At 76.0% G+C, this 18,896-nt stretch carries 20 protein-coding genes and 2 pseudogenes; 7 read left to right on the top strand and 15 right to left on the bottom strand.

Annotated elements, in window-relative coordinates; translation table 11 throughout:
• Positions 1-38 precede the first annotated feature (38 nt).
• Positions 39-791, top strand: coding sequence for an O-methyltransferase (locus PHK61_RS04975; protein ID WP_274279860.1), 753 nt, complete (start codon positions 39-41; stop codon positions 789-791).
• Here PHK61_RS04975 and PHK61_RS04970 read toward each other — a convergent pair.
• The 6 genes and pseudogenes from PHK61_RS04970 to PHK61_RS04945 all read right to left on the bottom strand — a co-directional run bounded on the left by PHK61_RS04970 (position 780) and on the right by PHK61_RS04945 (position 5,225).
• Positions 780-2,234: a leucyl aminopeptidase family protein gene (locus PHK61_RS04970; protein ID WP_274279859.1), complete on the bottom strand. Its 1,455-nt coding sequence runs from the start codon at positions 2,232-2,234 to the stop codon at positions 780-782. The genes PHK61_RS04975 and PHK61_RS04970 overlap by 12 nt on opposite strands.
• A 131-nt stretch (positions 2,235-2,365) precedes the next feature.
• Positions 2,366-2,533 (bottom strand): DUF3117 domain-containing protein, encoded by a 168-nt coding sequence (locus PHK61_RS04965; protein WP_133827309.1) that lies wholly within the window; start codon positions 2,531-2,533, stop codon positions 2,366-2,368.
• Between the two features lie 151 nt (positions 2,534-2,684).
• On the bottom strand, positions 2,685-3,299 hold the full coding sequence (locus tag PHK61_RS04960) for a DNA-3-methyladenine glycosylase I (protein ID WP_274279858.1): 615 nt from the start codon (positions 3,297-3,299) through the stop codon (positions 2,685-2,687).
• Positions 3,296-3,757 carry an SRPBCC family protein gene (locus tag PHK61_RS04955; RefSeq protein ID WP_274279857.1) on the bottom strand — a complete coding sequence of 154 codons (462 nt, stop codon included), beginning with the start codon at positions 3,755-3,757 and terminating at the stop codon, positions 3,296-3,298. Before PHK61_RS04955 ends, PHK61_RS04960 begins: the two co-directional genes overlap by 4 nt.
• 169 nt (positions 3,758-3,926) lie before the next feature.
• A pseudogene (locus tag PHK61_RS04950) lies at positions 3,927-4,223 on the bottom strand (DivIVA domain-containing protein); the annotation flags it as partial.
• 36 nt (positions 4,224-4,259) lie between these two features.
• Positions 4,260-5,225, bottom strand: coding sequence for a glucosyl-3-phosphoglycerate synthase (locus tag PHK61_RS04945; protein WP_274279855.1), 966 nt, complete (start codon positions 5,223-5,225; stop codon positions 4,260-4,262).
• 52 nt (positions 5,226-5,277) lie between these two features.
• Between PHK61_RS04945 and folP the strand changes: the two genes are divergently transcribed.
• Together folP and PHK61_RS04935 are read left to right on the top strand one after the other, a co-directional pair.
• The gene (folP, locus tag PHK61_RS04940; protein ID WP_274279854.1) at positions 5,278-6,168 is read left to right on the top strand and encodes a dihydropteroate synthase; all 891 of its coding nucleotides are present in this window, start codon (positions 5,278-5,280) and stop codon (positions 6,166-6,168) included.
• A gap of 4 nt (positions 6,169-6,172) precedes the next feature.
• On the top strand, positions 6,173-6,928 hold the full coding sequence (locus PHK61_RS04935) for a dihydrofolate reductase family protein (protein ID WP_274279853.1): 756 nt from the start codon (positions 6,173-6,175) through the stop codon (positions 6,926-6,928).
• Here PHK61_RS04935 and PHK61_RS04930 read toward each other — a convergent pair.
• Together PHK61_RS04930 and PHK61_RS04925 are read right to left on the bottom strand one after the other, a co-directional pair.
• Positions 6,863-7,462, bottom strand: a complete 600-nt coding sequence (locus PHK61_RS04930; RefSeq protein ID WP_274279852.1) for an LOG family protein — start codon at positions 7,460-7,462, stop codon at positions 6,863-6,865. The two genes, PHK61_RS04935 and PHK61_RS04930, sit on opposite strands and share 66 nt — an antisense overlap.
• Positions 7,459-8,238, bottom strand: a complete 780-nt coding sequence (locus PHK61_RS04925) for an LOG family protein (RefSeq protein WP_274279851.1) — start codon at positions 8,236-8,238, stop codon at positions 7,459-7,461. The genes PHK61_RS04930 and PHK61_RS04925 overlap by 4 nt, the downstream gene beginning before the upstream one ends.
• Before the next feature lie 129 nt (positions 8,239-8,367).
• On the opposite strand from PHK61_RS04925, the gene wrbA reads away from it, so the two are divergent.
• Positions 8,368-9,000, top strand: coding sequence for an NAD(P)H:quinone oxidoreductase (gene wrbA / locus PHK61_RS04920; RefSeq protein ID WP_274279850.1), 633 nt, complete (start codon positions 8,368-8,370; stop codon positions 8,998-9,000).
• A 99-nt stretch (positions 9,001-9,099) separates the two neighbouring features.
• Here wrbA and dapE read toward each other — a convergent pair whose 3' ends face one another.
• The gene (gene dapE, locus PHK61_RS04915; protein ID WP_274279849.1) at positions 9,100-10,179 is read right to left on the bottom strand and encodes a succinyl-diaminopimelate desuccinylase; all 1,080 of its coding nucleotides are present in this window, start codon (positions 10,177-10,179) and stop codon (positions 9,100-9,102) included.
• Between the two features lie 49 nt (positions 10,180-10,228).
• Entirely contained in the window at positions 10,229-10,855 is a 627-nt protein-coding gene (locus tag PHK61_RS04910) for a DUF1275 family protein (RefSeq protein WP_274279848.1), read from the bottom strand.
• 47 nt (positions 10,856-10,902) lie between these two features.
• Between PHK61_RS04910 and dapD the strand changes: the two genes are divergently transcribed.
• From dapD to PHK61_RS04895, 3 genes and pseudogenes are all read left to right on the top strand, one after another.
• The gene (gene dapD / locus PHK61_RS04905; protein WP_274279847.1) at positions 10,903-11,916 is read left to right on the top strand and encodes a 2,3,4,5-tetrahydropyridine-2,6-dicarboxylate N-succinyltransferase; all 1,014 of its coding nucleotides are present in this window, start codon (positions 10,903-10,905) and stop codon (positions 11,914-11,916) included.
• A gap of 18 nt (positions 11,917-11,934) precedes the next feature.
• Positions 11,935-12,417 (top strand): cation:proton antiporter regulatory subunit, encoded by a 483-nt coding sequence (locus PHK61_RS04900; protein WP_274279846.1) that lies wholly within the window; start codon positions 11,935-11,937, stop codon positions 12,415-12,417.
• Between the two features lie 13 nt (positions 12,418-12,430).
• Positions 12,431-13,610 (top strand): annotated as a pseudogene (locus tag PHK61_RS04895) (cation:proton antiporter).
• Here the strand turns inward: PHK61_RS04895 and PHK61_RS04890 are convergent.
• From PHK61_RS04890 to fdxA, 5 genes are all read right to left on the bottom strand, one after another.
• The gene (locus PHK61_RS04890) at positions 13,605-15,221 is read right to left on the bottom strand and encodes an AMP-binding protein (protein WP_274279845.1); all 1,617 of its coding nucleotides are present in this window, start codon (positions 15,219-15,221) and stop codon (positions 13,605-13,607) included. The pseudogene PHK61_RS04895 and the gene PHK61_RS04890 sit on opposite strands and share 6 nt — an antisense overlap.
• Before the next feature lie 58 nt (positions 15,222-15,279).
• Complete coding sequence (locus tag PHK61_RS04885; RefSeq protein WP_274279844.1) at positions 15,280-15,957, bottom strand: hypothetical protein; 678 nt, start codon at positions 15,955-15,957, stop codon at positions 15,280-15,282.
• Between the two features lie 111 nt (positions 15,958-16,068).
• On the bottom strand, positions 16,069-17,262 hold the full coding sequence (locus PHK61_RS04880) for an MFS transporter (RefSeq protein WP_274279843.1): 1,194 nt from the start codon (positions 17,260-17,262) through the stop codon (positions 16,069-16,071).
• A 32-nt stretch (positions 17,263-17,294) separates the two neighbouring features.
• On the bottom strand, positions 17,295-18,413 hold the full coding sequence (gene dapC / locus PHK61_RS04875) for a succinyldiaminopimelate transaminase (protein WP_274280026.1): 1,119 nt from the start codon (positions 18,411-18,413) through the stop codon (positions 17,295-17,297).
• A gap of 29 nt (positions 18,414-18,442) precedes the next feature.
• A complete protein-coding gene (gene fdxA / locus PHK61_RS04870) occupies positions 18,443-18,763 on the bottom strand; it encodes a ferredoxin (RefSeq protein ID WP_274279842.1) in 321 nt (106 codons plus the stop codon).
• Positions 18,764-18,896 lie beyond the last annotated feature (133 nt).

Below are 18,896 nucleotides of genomic sequence, written 5' to 3'. Positions count from 1 at the left end.
TGGCGACGGGACGCCCCGGGGGGCGTGGTGGTGGGGGCGTGCGCGGCACGACCCGCCCACTGCGGGCCGTCCGCAAGGAGGCGGGCGCCTCCGTGGCCGACGGTCCGGCGGAGGCCGAGGCCGCCGCGGCCGCCGCGGCCGCCGCGGCGACGACCCGGGCCCGCATCGCCGAGCGGGCCGAGGCCTTCCACGTCGAGGACGAGCTGCTCGCCGGGCTGCGCGAGCGCTCCGTCGCGGAGGGCGTCGTCCCCGTCGCGCCGGCCAGCGCGGCGGCCCTGACGTTCCTCGCCGCCGCCACGCGGGCGCGCGCGGTCGTCGAGATCGGCACCGGGTTCGGGCTCGGCGCCGTGGCGCTCCTGCGCGGGATGCCCGCCGACGGGCTCCTGACCAGCATCGACCCCGACGGCGAGCGCCAGGTCCGGGCGCGCGTGGCGTGCGTCGAGGCAGGGTTCGCGCCCGGCCGCGTCCGCATGATCAAGGGGACGTCGCGCCAGATGCTCCCCAAGCTCTCCGACGCGGGCTACGACCTCGTCGTCGTCGACGGCGTCACCACCGAGATGCCCCGCGACCTCGAGGCGTCGCTGCGCCTGCTGCGCCCGGGCGGCGTGGTGGTCGTCGACGACGTGCTCTGGCAGGGCCGGCTCGCCGACCCGGTGCGCCGCGAGGCCGTCGCGGGCGCGCTGCGCGAGACCGTGCGGACGGTCCGCGAGGACGAGCGCCTCGTGCCGCTGGTGCTCCCGATCGCCGAGGGCCTGCTCTGCGCGGCCCTCCGCGAACCGTCAGCTCCCTGACGCGCGCCCCGCGCAGAACTCGACGAGCGTGCGGGCCGCGAAGCCCGTGGCGCCCTTGGCGACCTCCTCGTGCGGGCTGTCGCACCGCGCGGGCCCGGCGATGTCGAGGTGGGCCCAGGGCCGCCCGTCGGTGAAGCGGCGCAGGAACAGGGCCGCCGCGATCCCGCCCGGCCCGCCCGGGGCCTGGCGGACGTCGGCGATCGTGGAGTCGACGTCCGGGTCGAGGTCGGCGGTCAGCGGCATCGGCCACCACGCCTCCCCCGTGCCCTCGCCGGCCGCGGCGACGGCGGCGCGCAGGCCCGGGTCGCTGGCGAACACCCCGCCGGTGCGCACACCGAGCGCGACCTTCATCGCGCCGGTCAGGGTGGCGACGTCGACCACCACGTCGGGCGCGAGCTCCTCGAGGGCGTAGGCGAGCGCGTCGGCCAGCACCATGCGGCCCTCGGCGTCGGTGTTGGTGACCTCGGTGGTGGTCCCGCCGCGGTGCCGCACGACGTCGCCGGGCCGGTAGGCCGAGCCGGAGACGTGGTTCTCGGCGAGCGGGACCAGCCCGGTGACCCGCACCGGCACCCGCAGCCGGGCGAGCGAGCGCAGGGCGGCGACGACCGCGGCGCCGCCGGCGCAGTCGGTGCGCATGTCGGCCATGCCGGCGTTCGGCTTGATCGAGATGCCGCCGGTGTCGAACGTGATGCCCTTGCCGACGAGCACGACGTGGTCGGCCGCACCCGCCGGCGACCAGCGCAGCTCGAGGAACCGCGGCGGCCGCGACGAGCCGCCCCCGACGGCGAGGACGCCGCCGAAGCCCGCGGCGGCGAGCCAGTGCTCGTCCCGGACGGTGACCTCGAGGCCCTCGGCGTCGGCCACGAGCGCCGCGGCGGTGTCCGCGAACCAGGCCGGCGACTTCGCGCCCGACGGCGTGTCGGCCAGGTCGCGGGCCCGGGCGGTGGCCGTCGCGAGCTCGACGGCGCGGTCCACCGCTCGGTCGATCTCGGGGCGGTGCTCGTCGGGGACCTCGACGTGCACCCGCAGCCGCGGCGAGGTGGCGTCGGACCGGACGGTGAAGCGGTGGGAGCCCAGGACGGTGCCGAGGGCCAGCGCGGCCCACTCCGACGCGGAGCCCGGCGCGTCCTCGAGGCGGTCGGGGCGCAGCACGGCGACGCGCCCGTCGCCGTTGTCCCCGTCGTCGCCACCGAGGGCGGCCGCCGGCGCGTCGCGGACGGCGCGGACCGCCGCGGCGCCCGCGGCCCGCCAGTCCCGGGCCCGTCCCTCGCCGACGCCGACCAGCCAGCTCGCCGGGCCGGGGGCACCCGTGCCGGGGAGCGCGGCGACGGACCCCGCCGAGGGCCGCCACCCCGGCGGAGCACCCTCGACGCCGCCGTCGGCGTCGTCGGGGGCGTCCGGGGCGTCGGCGTCGGGGCGCTCGTCACGACGCCGCCAGCGCACGGTGGCGGCGACGGCGTCGTCGGGAGGGAGGTCGGTGGTCAGGACGGCGAGCGGCGTGGGCAGCGTCGGGGCCGCGTACTGCGTGTCGACCGCGGGGCCGGCGCCGTCCGGCCCCGCGGAGGTCGGGGCGCTCAGCCGACCACGCCCTGCAGAGCCTCTCGCAGGTCGCCCGCCTCGTCCGCCGTCATCTCGACGACGAGGCGCCCCCCACCCTCGAGAGGCACGCGCATCACGATGCCGCGCCCCTCCTTGGTGACCTCGAGGGGACCGTCACCGGTCCGGGGCTTCATGGCCGCCATAGCGTGCTCCCTCCACGAGCTGGTCGTCTTCGTCCCCCGTGTCGCCCGAGAGGGCGACCGGGGAGCGAGCGCCGTGTGACAAGCGACGATTCTTCCCTATGGACCCGACGGGCACGACACCGGAGCGATCACCCGGGCGTGTCCGCCCCGGTCAGACGCCCGCGGCGCGGTCCGCGGCGCCCACCGCGCGGAAGCATCCGGCGACGTGGTCGTCGACCATGCCGGTCGCCTGCATCATCGCGTAGCACGTCGTCGGCCCCACGAACCGGAAGCCGCGCGAGCGCAGCGCCGTCGCCATGGCGGCCGAGACCGGGGTCGTCGCGGGCACGTCCGCGAGCGCGGCGGGCGGCGTCGCGCGCGGGGGCGGCGCGAACGACCAGAGCAGCGTGTCGAGGTCCTCGCCGCGCTCGGCGAGCCCCAGCACGGCGCGGGCGTTGGCGATCGTCGCCTCGATCTTGGCGCGGTTGCGGACGATCCCCGCGTCGGCGAGCAGGCGCGCCACGTCCTCGTCGCCGAAGCGGGCGACCGCCTCCGGGTCGAAGTCGGCGAACGCCGCGCGGAACGCGGGCCGCTTGCGCAGGACGATCAACCAGGACAGGCCCGACTGGAACGCCTCCAGGCTGATCCGCTCGTAGAGGGCGTCGCGCCCGCGCAGCTCGCGGCCCCACTCGGTGTCGTGGTAGTCGGCGAGCAGGCCGCCGTCGGCGCTGCCGGCCCCCCAGGGGCAGCGCCCGACGCCGTCGGCGCCGACGACCGCCGCGGTCACCGGGCGCTCTCGCACCGCCGGGCCAGCTCGGCCAGCGACCGGCGCAGACCCCACGCGAACGCCGGCTTCACCACGGGCCAGCCCAGCGCCCCGAGCGGACCGAGCGGGAGGTCGAGCTGCTCGCTCATCGTGAACGTCGAGCCCTCCCGCCCGTCGGGCCCCCGGCGTTCGACGACGGTGAAGGCACCACTGCCGCGCACGACGTGACCGGTGTGGCGCATGGTCGCGCGGTGCGGCGGGTCCCAGCCGACCAGCTCCATGGTGTCGGTGAACCCGAGCGGCCCCACGCCGGTGAACGCGGCGGTCCGGGTACCGACACTCACCCCGTCCCCGTGGGTCACCTTCACCGACGTCCCGAGCATCCACTCACCCTGGGACTCCCAGTCGGTGACCTCGCGCCACACCGTCTCGACGGGCGCGTCGATGTCCACCGACAGCGAGATCTCGCGTCGAGCCATGTCTCTCCTCGGGTCGTCAGCGGAGGGGTTCCGCCGACGCGGAGTGTCCGCGAACCCGCTCCGTCGAACCCCGCCGGGGCGTCGGGTCGGTGGGTGACGGGTCCGCGAGCCCGTCCGCGGTGCCGGTGCCGTTGGTCCGCACGACCTCGGCCGGCTCGGCGGCCGGGCGGGCGGGGTCCCCGCCGCTCTCCATCGCGTCCACGCGCGCCCGCAGCGCGTCGACCTCGGCGGCCAGGCGCTCGAGCGCCCAGTCGACCTCGCTGCACTTGTAGCCGCGCAGGGTCTGCTGGAACCGCAGGTCGCGGACGTCGCCGCCGGTGAGGTCGCGGGCGGGCAGCCGCGTCGGCGTGGCGCCGGGCGGCATCGGGGCGAGCTCCTCGCCGCGGCCGAAGACGAAGGCCGCCAGCAGGTAGACCGCGGCGGCCACCAGGCCGACCACGATGACGTACACCAGCGCGCTGCCCATGGCACCGATCGTAGGTGCCACGCCCGATCGTCTCTGTCAGCTCCCGGTGGCGCGCAGTGTCGCGAGCGGCGGGCGATCGGTGGTGGCGACGGCCTGCTCGTCGGGCAGCCAGTCGCCGTCGACGGGGACGAACTGGGTGAGCGGGTCCGCGCCGGGGTGCCCGGGCACGCAGCGGCGCACCACGGCGTCGAGGACCTCGGCGGCGGTGGCCCCGAGCGCCCGCAGCGAGCGGTGGCGGTGCTTGCGCACGCCGAGGTCCACCTGGGCGATCGCGTCGAGGCCGCGCGTGCGGTGGGTGTCGAGCAGGAGTCCGATCTCGACGCCGTAGCCGGCGGCGAAGGGCAGCGACTCGAGCAGCTCGCGGGTGGCGGCGTACTCGCCGCCGAGCGGCTGCACGACCCCGGCGAGCTCGGGGCGCAGCGAGGCCAGCGCCGGGCGCGCGGTGAGCTCGGTGACCCGCCCGCCGCCGGTCAGGACGGCGTCCTGGTCCGCCGTGCCGGACGCCGGGAGCCGCAGGGGGCGGTGGTAGAAGCCCTTGACCAGCGCGACGCCCTCGACGGTGAGCAGCGGCCCGAGCAGGTTCACCACGAAGTCGGGGCCGAGGTCGACGAGGTCGGAGTCGAGGAACACGACGAGGTCGCCCGACGTCGCGGCCAGCGAGCGCCACAGCACCTCGCCCTTGCCCTGCCGGATCGGGATCTGAGCCGGCACGGGCACGCCGGGCAGCACCGCGTCGCGCGCCACCACCCGGGCCCCGGCCGCCTCGGCGCGCGCCACCGTGGCGTCGGTGGACCCCGAGTCGACCACGACGATCTCGTCGACGAGCGTGGAGAGCAGCGGGCGGACCGCGGCGACCACCCCGCCCACCGTGGCCTCCTCGTCGAGCGCGGGCAGCACCACCGAGACCGTGCGTCCGGCCTTCGCGGCGGCCAGGCCGGCGGCGGTCCAGGGCGGGCGGGCCCACGTCCGGCGGGCGAACCAGGCCTCGGTCGCGGCTCTCACGCTGCGTTCGTCCCCACCTCTCGGGATCCTGGAGATCGTGTATCAAGACGGCATGGCGAGCGCCGCAGCCGACCCGACCCCCGTGCACATCGTGCTCCGCGGCCGACACCTGCGCCGTGACCGCGCCCTCATCATGGCGATCGTCAACCGCACCCCGGACTCGTTCTACGACCAGGGCAGCACGTGGGCGCCGGAGGACGCCCGCAAGGCGATCGACGACGCGGTGGCCGCGGGTGCCGACGTGGTCGACCTCGGCGGCGTGCCCGCGAGCCCCGGCCCGGAGGTGTCGGTCGCCGAGGAGCTCGACCGGCTGCTGCCCACCCTGACCTGGACCCGCGAGCAGCACCCCGATCTCGCGATCAGCATCGACACCTACCGCGCCGAGGTCGCGCAGGCCTGCCTCGCCGCGGGCGCCGACCTGGTCAACGACAGCTGGGCGGGCTGGGACCCGGACATCCTGCCGGTCACCGCCTCCTACGGCGCCGGCTACGTCTGCGCCCACACGGGCGGGCTGACCCCGCGCACCGACCCGGTCCGCCCGACGTACGACGACGTCGTCGGCGACGTCATCGAGGTCACCACGGCGCTGGCCGAGCGCGCGGTGGCCGCGGGCGTGCCGCGCGAGGGCCTCCTGCTCGACCCGACGATCGACTTCGGCAAGAACACCCTCCAGAGCCTCGAGGTGCTCCGCGGCCTGCCGCGGCTCGTCGCGACCGGGACCCCGGTGCTGCTCGCCATGTCCAACAAGGGCGTCGTCGGCGAGACCCTCGACGTCCCGCTGCACGGGCGCCTGACGGGCACGCTCGCCGCGACCGCGCTCGCCGTGGCGGCGGGGGTGACGATGGTGCGCGCCCACCAGGTCGAGGAGACCCGCCAGACCCTGGAGATGGTCGCGAGCGTGCTGGGCGACCGGCCCCCGTCGCGCGCCGAGCGGTGGACGTGACCTGATGCAGCAGGTCTGGCCGCTCCCGGCGGCCGAGCTCGACGACGCCGGGCTCGAGGAGCTCTACACCTACCCCGCCGACCGCGACCACTGGCTCGCGGTCAACTTCGTCAGCTCGCTCGACGGCGGCATCGAGGTCGAGGGGCGCTCGGCGGGGCTCTCGACGCCCGCCGACCGCCGGGTCTTCGCGCTCGCGCACGACCTCGCCGACGTGGTGCTGCTCGGCGCGGGCACGGCGGTCGCCGAGGACTACCCGGGCCTGCGCCCCGACGCCACGACCGCCGCGCGCCGCGCACGCCACGGCCTGGCGCCGGTGGCCCCGCTGGCGCTGGTCACCTCAGGGTCGTCGCTGCCGGCGGACGCCACGAGCATCGTCGACGTCCGGGTGCCCTCGATCGTCGTCACCTCCGCGGCCGGCGCCGTCGAGCGGGAGGCGTGGGAGGACGCCGGCGCACAGGTGATCGTGGCCGGCGACGAGGACGTCGACCTCGCCGACGCGATCGCGCAGCTCGCCGCCCGCGGCCTGCGCCGGATCGACTGCGAGGGCGGGCCCGGGATCGTCGGCACACTGCTCGCCCGCGACCTCGTCGACGAGATCCGGCTGAGCTACGCGCCGTTCGCGGTCGCGGGGCAGGCGGCGCGGATGGCCCGCAGCGCCGGGGCGCTCAGCCCGCCCGCCCGGTTCGACGTCGGGTCACTGCTGGTCGACGACGGCACGCTGCTGGTCCGCTGGCTGCGGCAGCGGTGGGACGGGGGCTGAACCGCACGCGTCGAGGGCCGCGGCGATCGTCGTCGTGCGCACGACGCCCGCCATGCCGCGCGCCGAGACGAACCCGGTGCCGACGAGGCCGTCGAGCCAGGTGAACAGCGGGTCGTAGAACCCGTCGGGGTCGAGGACCACGACAGGCTTGTCGTGCATCCGCAGGTAGCCCGAGGTCCAGGCCTCGAACAGCTCCTCGAGCGTGCCGAGCCCGCCGGGCAGGGCGAGCACCGCGTCGCTGCGCGCGTCCATCTCGCCCTTGCGGGTGCGCATGTCGGCGACGACGACGAGCTCGTCGGACTCGTCGTCGGCGACCTCGTGGGCCACCAGCGCCTCGGGGATGACGCCGACCGTGCGCGCCCCGCCCTCCCGCGCGGCCCGGGCGACCGCGCCCATCATCGACACCCGGCCGCCGCCCGAGACGAGGCTCCAGCCGCGCGCCGCGATGGCGGCGCCGACCTGGCCGGCGAGCGCGAGGTGGGGCTCGGGGACGGGCCCCGACGCGCAGAACACGCAGACCGCGAGCGGCCTCATGAACCGACGACCTCGCGGAACCCCTCTTCGACGATCTTCACGACCTCGTCGATGTCGTCGGTGAGGTGGATCAGGTCCACGTCGTGCCTGCTGATCGTCCCGGCCTCGACGGCCGGCCCCCTCAGCCACTCCAGGAGACCGCCCCAGTAGCGGGTCCCGAGCAGGACCACCGGGAACCGCGTGACCTTGCCCGTCTGCACGAGGACCAGCGCCTCGAACAGCTCGTCGAGCGTGCCGAACCCGCCCGGCAGGCACACGAACGCCTGCGCGTACTTGACGAACATCGTCTTGCGGGCGAAGAAGTAGCGGAACCCGACGCCGAGGTCGACCCACGGGTTGAGGCCCTGCTCGAAGGGCAGCTCGATGCCCAGGCCCACCGACAGGCCGCCGGCCTCGGACGCGCCGCGGTTGGCGGCCTCCATGACGCCCGGCCCGCCGCCGGTGATCACGGCGTAGCCGGCGCGGACCAGCGCGCCGCCCAGCTCGACGCCGAGCGCGTAGTCGGGGTGGTCGCGGGGCGTGCGCGCCGACCCGAACACGGTGACCGCACGCGGGATCTCGGCGAGGACGCTGAAGCCCTCGACGAACTCGGCCTGGATGCGCTGGAGGCGCCAGGCGTCGGAGTGCACCCAGTCGACCGGACCGCGCGAGTCGAGCAGGCGCTGGTCGGTGGTCGAGCTCAGCCGGGCCGGGTCGCGGTGCTCCGGGCGACGGCGGTCGATGGTGGTCGGGCGGGGCGCCGTCGCGTCCTGGCCCGCCGGGTCGTCGTGGAGCATGCCGTCGAGCCTAGGAGCACCACCCGAACGGGGCCGGGCCGCGGGGTTCACAGCGGCCCACGGTTTCGGACGCCCCGTCACGTGGCACGCCCTGGTTGAAAGCAGAACTTCTTCGAGGAGGCAACCACGGTGGCGACGGTCACGCCCAAGGTCTCGATCATCTACTACAGCTCCACCGGCACGATCCACGCGCTCGCCCAGGAGTACGCGAAGGGCCTCGAGGGCGCGGGCGCCGAGGTCCGCCTGCGCAAGGTCCACGAGCTGGCGCCGCCGGAGGCCATCGCGTCGAACGAGGCCTGGCAGGCACACGCCGAGGCCACCGCCGACGTCCCCGAGGCCACGGCCGACGACGTGCTGTGGGCCGACGCGGTCGTGTTCGGCTCGCCGACGCGGTACGGCAACATCGCCGCGCAGCTCAAGCAGTTCATCGACACGCTCGGCCCGCAGTGGGCGCAGGGCCAGCTCGCCGACAAGGTCTACTCGGGGTTCACCTCGACCGCGACCGCGCACGGTGGCCAGGAGTCGACGCTGCTCGCGCTCTACAACACGATCCACCACTTCGGCGGCGTGCTCGTCACCCCGGGCTACACCGACCCGATCCAGTTCACGGTCGGCAACCCCTACGGCCCGTCGCACGTCGACGGCCAGGGCTCGATCCCGATCTCCGAGGAGACGCGCCAGGCCACCCAGTACGCCGGCCAGCGCATCGCGACCGTGACGCGCCAGCTCGTCGCGGGCCGCTCGGACGTGGCCGCGATCTGAGGCTCGCGGTGCCCTGGGTCTGGGCTCGCGGGTTCTGAGCGAAGGGCACCGTCGAGCGAAGGGGCCCTTCGCTCGGAAAGGCGCGCCGCCCAGGCGCCCTCAGGCGCGCGTCAGGTAGGTCCGCAGGACGTCGCACGCCTCGGAGATCGCGCCGACCGGCACCGACTCCTCGCGCGTGTGGGCGAGGTTCGGGTCGCCGGGGCCGAAGTTCAGCGCCGGGATGCCCAGGGCGGCGAAGCGGGCGACGTCGGTCCAGCCGTACTTGGCGACGGGCACCGTGCCGGTCGCCGCGACGAAGCCGGCGGCCGCCGGTGCGCCCAGCCCCGGCAGCGCGCCCGGGGCGGCGTCGGTCTCGGTGAGCGCGAACCCGCCCAGGACGTCGGCGACGTGTGCGCGGGCGTCGTCGAGGGAGCGGTCGGGTGCGAAGCGGAAGTTGACCGTCACCTCGCACGCGTCGGGGACGACGTTGCCCGCCACGCCGCCGGCGACCTTCACGGCCTGCAGGCCCTCGCGGTAGCGGCAGCCGTCGATGTCGACCTCGCGCGCCTCGTAGGCCGCGAGCCGCGCGAGCACCGGCGCCGCGGCGTGGATCGCGTTCTCGCCCAGCCAGGAGCGCGCCGAGTGCGCCCGGCGCCCCTCGGTGCGCACCACCACGCGCAGCGTGCCCTGGCAGCCCGCCTCGACCTGCCCGGAGGTCGGCTCGCCGAGCAGCGCGAGGTCGGCGTCGAGCCAGTCGCGGTGCTCGCGCTCGAGGCGCCCGAGGCCGTTGCGCGCCGACTCGATCTCCTCGCAGTCGTAGAGCACCAGCGTGACGTCGTGCGCCGGCTCGGTCACCGCGGCCGCGAGGTGCGTCATCACCGCCACCCCGGACTTCATGTCGCTGGTGCCGCAGCCGTAGAGCGTCGCGCCGTCGCGCCGCGAGGGGACGTTGTCGGCGATCGGCACCGTGTCCAGGTGCCCGGCGAGCAGCACCCGGCGCGGGCGGCCCAGCCGCGTGCGGGCGAGGACCGCCTGACCCGAGCGCAGCAGCTCGAGGTGCGGCGCCTGGCTCGCCAGCGCGGCCTGCACGGCGTCCGCGAGGGCCTGCTCGTTCCCGGAGACGCTCGGCACGTCGACCAGGGCCGCGGTCAGCGACACGGGGTCGGCGAGCAGGTCGAGGGTGACGGGAGGTGCGCTCACGCGGCCCGAGGCTAACCGGGTGGTCGGTCTGCTGGAGCGCGGGCTGGTCTCATCGAGCGGTGGGACGGCGTCCGAGCACGACGAGCGCGCCCACCACCAGCACCCCCGCGAGCACCGGCACCGCCCCCGGGAGCACGCCGAGCAGCACCGCCGCCCCCGCCGCGCCGGCCACCACCGCGGCCAGCTGCTTGAGCGCGACCACCCGTCCGCGCGCCCCGCCGGTGACCAGCGCGGCCATCGCCCCGGTGAGCGTGCCCGTGAGGTAGGTCGTCGACTCACCCAGCCGCAGCGCGACGCTGCTCTGCCCGCCCATCGTCGCGGCGGCGACGGCCAGGAGCACGAGCGTGGGGACCCCGCGGAACACCCACGCCACCGCGAGCGCCCCCAGCACGACGAGCTCGACGGCCAGGGGCGCGCCGACCGCGTCGGGCCGGCGCCGCCAGGCGGACGACCACACCGCGACCCCCGCCGCGAACCCGAGCACCGCCACCAGCGGCGGCCACAGTGCACCCGCGTCGCCCCGGCCGGCGGCCCCGCCGACGGTGACGAGGTTGCCGGTCACCACCCCGGCGAACGGGCCGCCCAGGCTCGTCACGGCCCACAGGTCGACGACGCCGGACGCGGCGGCGAGCAGCGTCGAGGCGGTCGCGACCCGGATCGCCGCGCGCTCGCCCACACGTCCTCCCCGGCCCCCGTCGGCGACGGCCGATAGCCTGGCGCACGATGAGCACTCCCGCTGCCCCGCATTCCTCCCGCGCCGTCGGCGTCGGCCTCGCCACCGTGGCCCTCGACGGCACCGTCCTCGACACCTGGTATCCGCTGCCCGAGCTCTCGGACGACACGGTCGGGTCCGGCGGGATGGCCGAGGAGCCGGGCACGGTGATCGTGCCCGCCGGCGAGCTCGAGCCCGCCCTGGTCGAGGCGCTGGGCACCGACGAGGACCGCGGCGTCGAGGTCGTCGCCGTGCGCACGGTCGCCGACCTCACCGGCCCGCCCGCGTCGGCCTACGACGTGTACCTGCGCCTGCACCTGATCTCCCACCGGCTCGTGCAGCCCCACGGCGTCGACCTGACCGGCATCTTCGGCCACCTCGCCAACGTCGTGTGGACCAACCACGGCCCCTGCCCCGTGCCGGAGTTCGAGCGCGTCCGCGCCCGCCTGCGCGCCCGCGGCCCGGTCACCGTCTACGCGGTCGACAAGTTCCCCCGCATGGTCGACTACGTGATTCCGTCGGGCGTGCGGATCGGCGACGCCGACCGCGTGCGCCTCGGCGCCCACCTGGCCAGCGGCACCACGGTGATGCACGAGGGCTTCGTCAACTTCAACGCGGGCACGCTGGGCACCTCGATGGTCGAGGGCCGCATCTCCGGCGGCGTCGTCGTCGGCGACGGCTCCGACGTCGGCGGCGGCGCGTCGATCATGGGGACGCTCTCGGGCGGCGGCAAGGAAGTGATCTCCATCGGCGAGCGCTGCCTGCTCGGCGCCAACGCCGGCATCGGGATCTCGCTGGGCGACGACTGCGTCGTCGAGGCCGGCCTCTACGTCACCGCGGGCACCCGCGTCACGCTCATGGAAGGGGAGCACGCCGAGAGGGGGACGGTGGTCAAGGCCGCCGAGCTCTCCGGGCGCTCGGGCATCCTGCTGCGCCGCGACTCGGTCACCGGCGCCGTGCACGCCCTGCCCCGCACCGAGGGCGCGAAGGTCGAGCTGAACGCCGCGCTGCACGCGAACGACTGAGGATTACCCTGGTCGCTCGTGGACGTCGAGATCACTCGTCTGCCCGGCATCGGCACGAAGCAGGAGTTCGACACCGCCGCGGGCCGGCGGATCGGGGTGCTGACCCACCGCGACGGCCACCGCGAGCTGCTCGTCTCCGCGCGGGAGGACCCGGACGCCTGCAGCGCGTCGGTGGCGCTCTCCGACGCGGAGGGCCAGGCGCTGGGCACGCTGCTGGGCGCGCCGAACCTTGTCGCGCAGCTGCAGGACCAGCAGCGCTCGGTCGAGGGCATCAGCACCGCGCAGTTCCCGGTCGGCGCGGCGTCGCCGTACGACGGGCGCACGCTGGGCGACACCGCGATGCGCACGCGCACCAGCACCTCGATCGTCGCCGTCGTCCGCGACCACGTCGTGTCGCCCTCGCCGGGCCCGGACTTCGTGTTCCGGGCCGGCGACCTGGTCGTCGTGGTCGGCACGGGCGAGGGGCTCGGGCAGGCCGCGGCGATCCTCGAGACCGGCTGAGGGGACGGCCGACCTGCACACCACCGCCCTCTCGCTGATCGAGCTGGGCGCGCTGTTCTTCGGGTCTCGGCGTGCTCGGCAGGCTGGCGGGGCGCCTGGGCATCTCCCCGGTGCCGCTCTACCTGCTCGGCGGGCTCGCGTTCGGCTCGGGCGGCCTGCTGCCGCTCGAGGGCATCGAGCCGTTCACCGGCCTCGCGAGCGAGGTCGGGGTGGTGCTGCTGCTCCTGCTGCTCGGCCTCGAGTACTCGGCGTCCGACCTGGTCGGCGGCCTGCGCCGGTCGTGGCTGGCCGGGGTCGTCGACATGGTGCTCAACGCCGCCCCGGGCGCGGTCACCGCGCTGATCCTCGGGTGGGGCCCGCTGGGCGCGCTCGCGATGGCCGGCGTGACGTGGGTGTCGTCGTCGGGGATCGTCGCGAAGCTCCTCGAGGAGCTGGGCCGGCTCGGCAACCGCGAGACGCCCGCCGTGCTCTCGGTCCTCGTCATGGAGGACCTCGCGATGGCGCTCTACCTGCCGATCACCACCGCCGCGCTCGCCGCGCTCGGGCTGGTCGCCGGGCTGCGCACGGTGGCGATCGCGCTGGCGCTGCTCGTCGTCGTGCTCGTCGTGGCGCTGCGGTTCGGGCGCGTGGTGTCGGCGGTCGTCGAGTCGCCGAGCTCCGAGGTGTTCCTGCTGCGGGTGTTCGGCATCGCGCTGTTCGTCGCCGGGATCGCCTCGCAGCTGCAGGTCTCCGCGGGCGTCGGCGCGTTCCTGCTCGGCATCGCGATCTCCGAGGACACCGCGGAGAGCGCCACCCGCGTGCTCGCGCCGCTGCGCGACCTGTTCGCCGCGGTGTTCTTCGTCGTCTTCGGGCTCAACACCGATCCCCGCCAGATCCCGGCGGTGCTGCCGGCCGCGATCGCGCTGGCGATCGTGTCGACCGCGACGAAGGTCGCCGCCGGCTGGTTCGCGGCGCGCCAGGTCGGGGTGGGGCGCCTGGGGCGGTGGCGGGCGGGCGCGGTGCTCGTCGCGCGCGGGGAGTTCTCGATCGTCATCGCGGGACTCGCCCTGACCACCGGGTCGGTCGACCCGGGGCTGGCCCCGCTGGCGACGACCTACGTGCTGATCATGGCGATCGTGGGCCCGGTCGCCGCGCGCGTCGTCGAACCCGTGCACGCGGCGATCACGACCCGGCTGCGCCCCTCCCCCTCATGACCCGGAGCCGGCGACCAGCCGCTCCCGCAGCACGTTCTTGCGGATCTTCCCGGACGCGGTGACCGGCATCGCGTCGAGGAAGTGCCAGCTCGCGGGCGTCTTGTACGCGGCGAGGTGGGCGCGGCAGAACGCGTGCAGCTCCTCCGCCGCCGGCGGGGCGTCCCCGGCGGGCCGGACGAACGCGGCGACGGTCTCGCCCCAGCGCGGGTCGGGGCAGCCGACGACCGCGACCTCGGCGACGCCCGGGTGGCGCTGGAGGAGCTCCTCGATCTCGCGCGGGGAGATGTTCTCGCCGCCCCGGATGATCATGTCCTTGATCCGGCCCTCGACCCGCAGGCGGCCCTCCGCGTCCATCGAGGCGAGGTCGCCGGTGTGGTACCAGCCCGCGGCGTCGAGCACGGCCCCGGTCGCCTCCGGGCGGGCGTGGTAGCCCTCCATGACGAGGTAGCCCCGCGCGCAGAGCTCGCCGACGGTGCCGACGGGCACCGGCTCGCCGGTCACGGGGTCGGCGATCTTCACCTCGGTGTGCGGCAGCGGCGACCCGAGCGTGCCGGTGCGCACGTCGTCGGGGTCGTCGGGCGCCGTGGCGGTGATGACCGGCGAGGTCTCGGTGGTGCCGAACACGATCGACATCCGGCCGCCGAGGCGCCGCTCGACCTCGCGGGCGACCTCCTCGGGCACCGGCGAGCCGCCGGAGAACAGGCAGCGCAGCGTCGAGGTGTCCCGCGTCTCCAGGTCGGGGTGGGCGAGCAGCGCGATGAGCATCGTCGGGACCCCGCCGGAGATCGTGGCGCGCTCGGACTCGATCAGCGCGAGCTGGAGCGCCGGGTCGAACGCGGTGAGGTAGACCAGCGTCGCGCCCGCCGTGAGCGCCCCCAGCACGCCCAGGCCGCAGCCCGCGGTGTGGAACAGGGGCATCGTCCACACGCACACGTCGTCGGGTCCGGCGCCCATGCGCCGCAGGGTCAGCCGGGCGTTCTCGAGCATCCCGTGGTGACGCAGGAGCACGCCCTTCGGGAAGCCCGTCGTGCCCGACGTGTACTGGATCTGCACCCGGTCGTCGGGGCGGACCGAGGGCAGCTCGCGGTCCGGGTCGCCGCCCGCCACGAACGCGTCGAAGTCCGCGAGGTCGACGACCTCGCGCAGGTCGGGCAGGTCGTCGCGGACCTCGGCGACGATGTCGGCCATCGGGTTGCCCCGGTAGCCCGCGACGTGGAACAGGCCCGCGCTGCCCGACTGGCGCAGGACGTAGGCGAGCTCGGAGGCCTGGTAGGCCGGGTTGGCGGTGACGAGCACCAGGCCCGCGAGCGCGCTGCCGTACTCGAGCAGGATCCACTCGAGCGAGTTGCCCGACCACACGGCCACGTGCTCGCCGGGACGGAAGCGGCCCAGCAGCGCGCGGGCCACCGCCTCGGCGCGCTCGAGCAGCTCGCCGTAGGTCAGGGTCCGCGAGGGCCCGGGGCCGGGCGCGCCCTCGACGACGGCCCGGCGGTCGGGATCGGCGGCGGCCGCCTCCCGCAGCGCGTCACCGATCGTCTGCTCGGACAACGGCATCGACGTGTCGCCGCTGCGGTACGACTCCTCGACCGCTCCCACACCGGTGGTGGCCATGCCGGTCCCCTTCGCTCGTCCCGTCCGGGCACCACGGTGCTCCGCGACGTGACCTGTGTCACCGGGCGGGCTGCGGGAGCCTCCGATCGGCCCACACGGCGGTCGCGGCGGCGAACCCGACGGCCGTGAGCAGCCACGCCAGCCCGTCGAGCGTGTGGTTCGGGACGACGACGGCGGCGACGACGTGCAGCGGCTGGGACACGATCAGCGCAACCGCCACCCCGCGCGGGACCACCCGCCACAGCGCCACGCCGAGCAGGACGGTGCCCAGGACGTGGCCGAGCACGAACAGGGTCGTGGCGAGCGAGCTGACGGGGTCGGCGGCGACCGCGGCGACGAGCGCGGCGGTGCTGCCCTCCGGGAGCCCGGCCGCGACGCCGGCCCGCGCCATGAGGTCCGCGGGGACGAGGAAGGCGAGGTTCGCGAAGCCGATCCAGGCGACCACCGCGGCGACGGTGCCGAGGACCGGGCGGGCCCGGGCGGCCACGGCGCCCACCACCAGCACGCCGAGCGGCAGCGTGAGCAGGGCGAGCAGGCTGAGCCAGAGCACCGCGGTCCCGGCGCCGGGGCTCGCGGCGACGCGTGCGACCAGCGTGGCGGGGTCGTCGGTCGTGTCGTAGGGCAGCAGCCAGCGCAGCCCGGCGACCGCGAGCGGGCCGAGCGGGGTGACGATGAGGGCGGCGCGCCGGACGAGCCGGGTGGTGGCGGCGGTGGGCGCGGCGAGGGTCGTGGTCATGGGGACGACGGTCGGGCCCTGGGTGTCCCGCCGGACAGGGGCGTGCTCCCGGACGCGTCGGGCGCTGTCCCCGGCGAGGCCGGGACCGGGGCGGGGGACCGGAGCGGGGCCCTAGGTGTCGCCGTCGTAGGTGACCCGGCGCGGGCCCAGCCGCACGACCGCGAGGCCCTGGACGAGCGACGCCGCGAGGATCACGACCAGGGCGGCGCGAAAGCCCGCGAGGTCGATGAGCACGCCCATCGCCGGCGGGGCCAGCGCGGCGAGCAGGTACGCCGACCCGAGGGTCAGCGCCGACACCGACGCCGCCGTCGCCCCGTCCGGGGTGCGCCAGGCGACCACCGCGAGTCCCAGCGGGAACCCGGCCCCCACCGCGACCGACGCCAGGACGATCCACGGCCACGGGCCCACCACCGGCAGCACCGGCGCGACGAGGATGCCGGCGACGCCGATCCCCGCGCAGACCACGCAGAACGCCGCCCAGGGCGCCCAGGAGCGGCGCCGCTCGGCGGCCAGGGGCACCAGCAGCGCGGCGGGGATCTGCACGACGTTCCACACCGACAGCGCCACCGCCGCGCGGGTCGTCGAGAAGCCCTGCGCCTCGTAGAAGGGCGCGAGCCAGGTCAGCCACCCGTAGAACTGCACCGAGGACATCGCCTGGAAGAGCACCGCGAGCCGGGCGAACCGGTTGCGCCACGGCAGGCGCACGGGCGCCGCACCCGGCAGGTCGTGCAGCCGCCGCGTCGCGGGCCACCAGACGACGAGGGCGAGGACGGCGGGCACCGTCCACGCCGCCAGCGCCCACCACCACCCGCCCAGCACGTCGGCCAGCGGCAGCGCCGTCAGCGACGCCACCGTCGCCCCGCCCATCATCGCCACCGTGTAGAGCCCGGTCGCCGTGCCGGCCCGCTCGGGCAGGTGGTCGCGGATGACGCCGGTGATGGCCACGCCGACGACGCCGATGCCCAGCCCGATGGCGAGGCTCCCGACGACGAGCGGCACCGCGGCGGGCAGCCCGTGGGTGAGGGTGCCGAGCGCGATCGCCGTGACCCCGATCGCGGCGGCCCGCTCGCGTCCGGTCCGTCGCGCGAGGGCAGGCGCGGCGAACGAGCCCGCGCCCATCATGAGGATCGTCGCCGCCTGCACGAGCCCGGCGAACGCCGCCGAGAGGCCCAGGTCGGCGCGGATCGTCTCGAGCAGGGGCGGATACGCCGACAGCGCGGCGCGCAGGTTCAGCGCGAGCGCCAGCACCGCGAGCAGCACGACGACCGGGCGCACGCGGGTGCTCGTGGTCGCCCCCTCCGTCACACCGCCGGGCATGCCGCCGGGCACGCCGCCGGTCACTCCGCCAGGCGTCGTGCGGCGGCGGCGATCCGCTCGTCGGAGGCGGTGAGGGCCACGCGGACGTGGGAGCCGCCGGCGGGGCCGTAGAACTCGCCCGGCGCGACGAGGATGCCGCGCGCGGCGAGGCGGTCGACCGTCGCGCGGCAGGGCTCGTCGGCGGTGGCCCAGAGGTAGAGACCCGCCTCCGAGTGCTCGACGCGCAGGCCCGCCGCCTCGAGCGCGGGCCGCAGGACGCGGCGGCGGCCGTCGTAGCGCGCGCGGGTCTCCGCGACGTGGGTGTCGTCGCGCAGGGCCGCGGTCATGGCCTCCTGCACGGGGCGCGGGACGATCATCCCGGCGTGCTTGCGGACCTGGAGCAGGCCCGCGACCAGCATCGGGTCCCCGAGGACGAGGCCCGCGCGGTAGCCCGCGAGGTTGGACGTCTTCGACAGCGAGTGCACCGCGAGCAGGCCCTCGACGCTCCCGTCGTGCACCACGGGGTCGAGCACCGACGTCGTGCGCACGCCCGGACCGGGCAGGGCGAGGTAGCACTCGTCGGCGGCGACGACCGCCCCGAGCGCGCGCGCCTCGGCGACCCGCGCCGTGAGTGCGGCGGCATCGAGGAGCCGGCCGGTGGGGTTGGACGGCGAGTTCAGCCAGACCAGCCGGGTGCCGGCCGGCAGCGGCTCGTCGTCGCCGACCCGCGCCGGCTGCGCGCCGGCGAGCTGGGCGCCGACCTCGTAGGTCGGGTAGGCGAGCTCGGGGAAGGCGACCACGTCTCTGTTGCCGTCCCGCCCACCCAGCCCGAGCAGCGTCGGCAGCCACGCCACCAGCTCCTTGGAGCCGACGGTGGGCAGCACGGCGTCCGGGTCCAGGCCCTCGGCGGGCGAGCGACCGGCGCCGTGGCGGCGGCCCAGGGCCTCCACCGCGGCCTCCCGCAGCGCGGGGGTGCCCCACGTCTGCGGATAGCCCGGGGAGTCCCACGCGGCGCGCAGCGCCTCGCCGACCGCCGTCGGCACCGGGTCGACGGGCGTGCCCACCGACAGGTCGACGACCCCGTCGGGGTGGCCGCGGGCGACCGCGGCCGCCCCGGCGAGGCTGTCCCACGGGAAGTCCGGCAGGGCGGGGAATCGCACCCCGGTGCCCGCCGTCGTCCCCACGGGTGTCACTCCCCCTGCGGCGGCAGGTCGGGCACGGGGCCCGCGTCGCGCTCGATCTTGCCGACCTTCGACGCGCCGCCGGGCGAGCCCAGCTCGTCGAAGAAGTCCACGTTGGCCTGCGTGTAGACGGACCACTGGTCCGGCACGTCGTCCTCGTAGTAGATGGCCTCGACCGGGCAGACCGGCTCGCACGCCCCGCAGTCGACGCACTCGTCGGGGTGGATGTACATCATCCGTCCCCCTTCGTAGATGCAGTCGACAGGGCACTCCTCGATGCACGCCTTGTCGAGCACGTCGACACACGGTTCGGCGATCACGTACGTCACGTCTGCTCCTGCTCCTCACTCACGTCGTCGGGCACGGACCCGGATCCTCGCGCGGTGGTGTCGCACGGTCACGGGACATGCTTGCGGCGAGTATTCCGGTCGTGGTGCCGTCACGCCCGTGCGGGGGCGTACC

Origin of the sequence: Actinomycetospora lutea, from assembly GCF_028737205.1 — a bacterium.
Lineage (GTDB): Bacteria > Actinomycetota > Actinomycetes > Mycobacteriales > Pseudonocardiaceae > Actinomycetospora > Actinomycetospora lutea.
The sequence above is the reverse complement of the archived record's forward strand: the minus strand, read 5'-3'. Positions and strand labels throughout refer to the sequence as shown.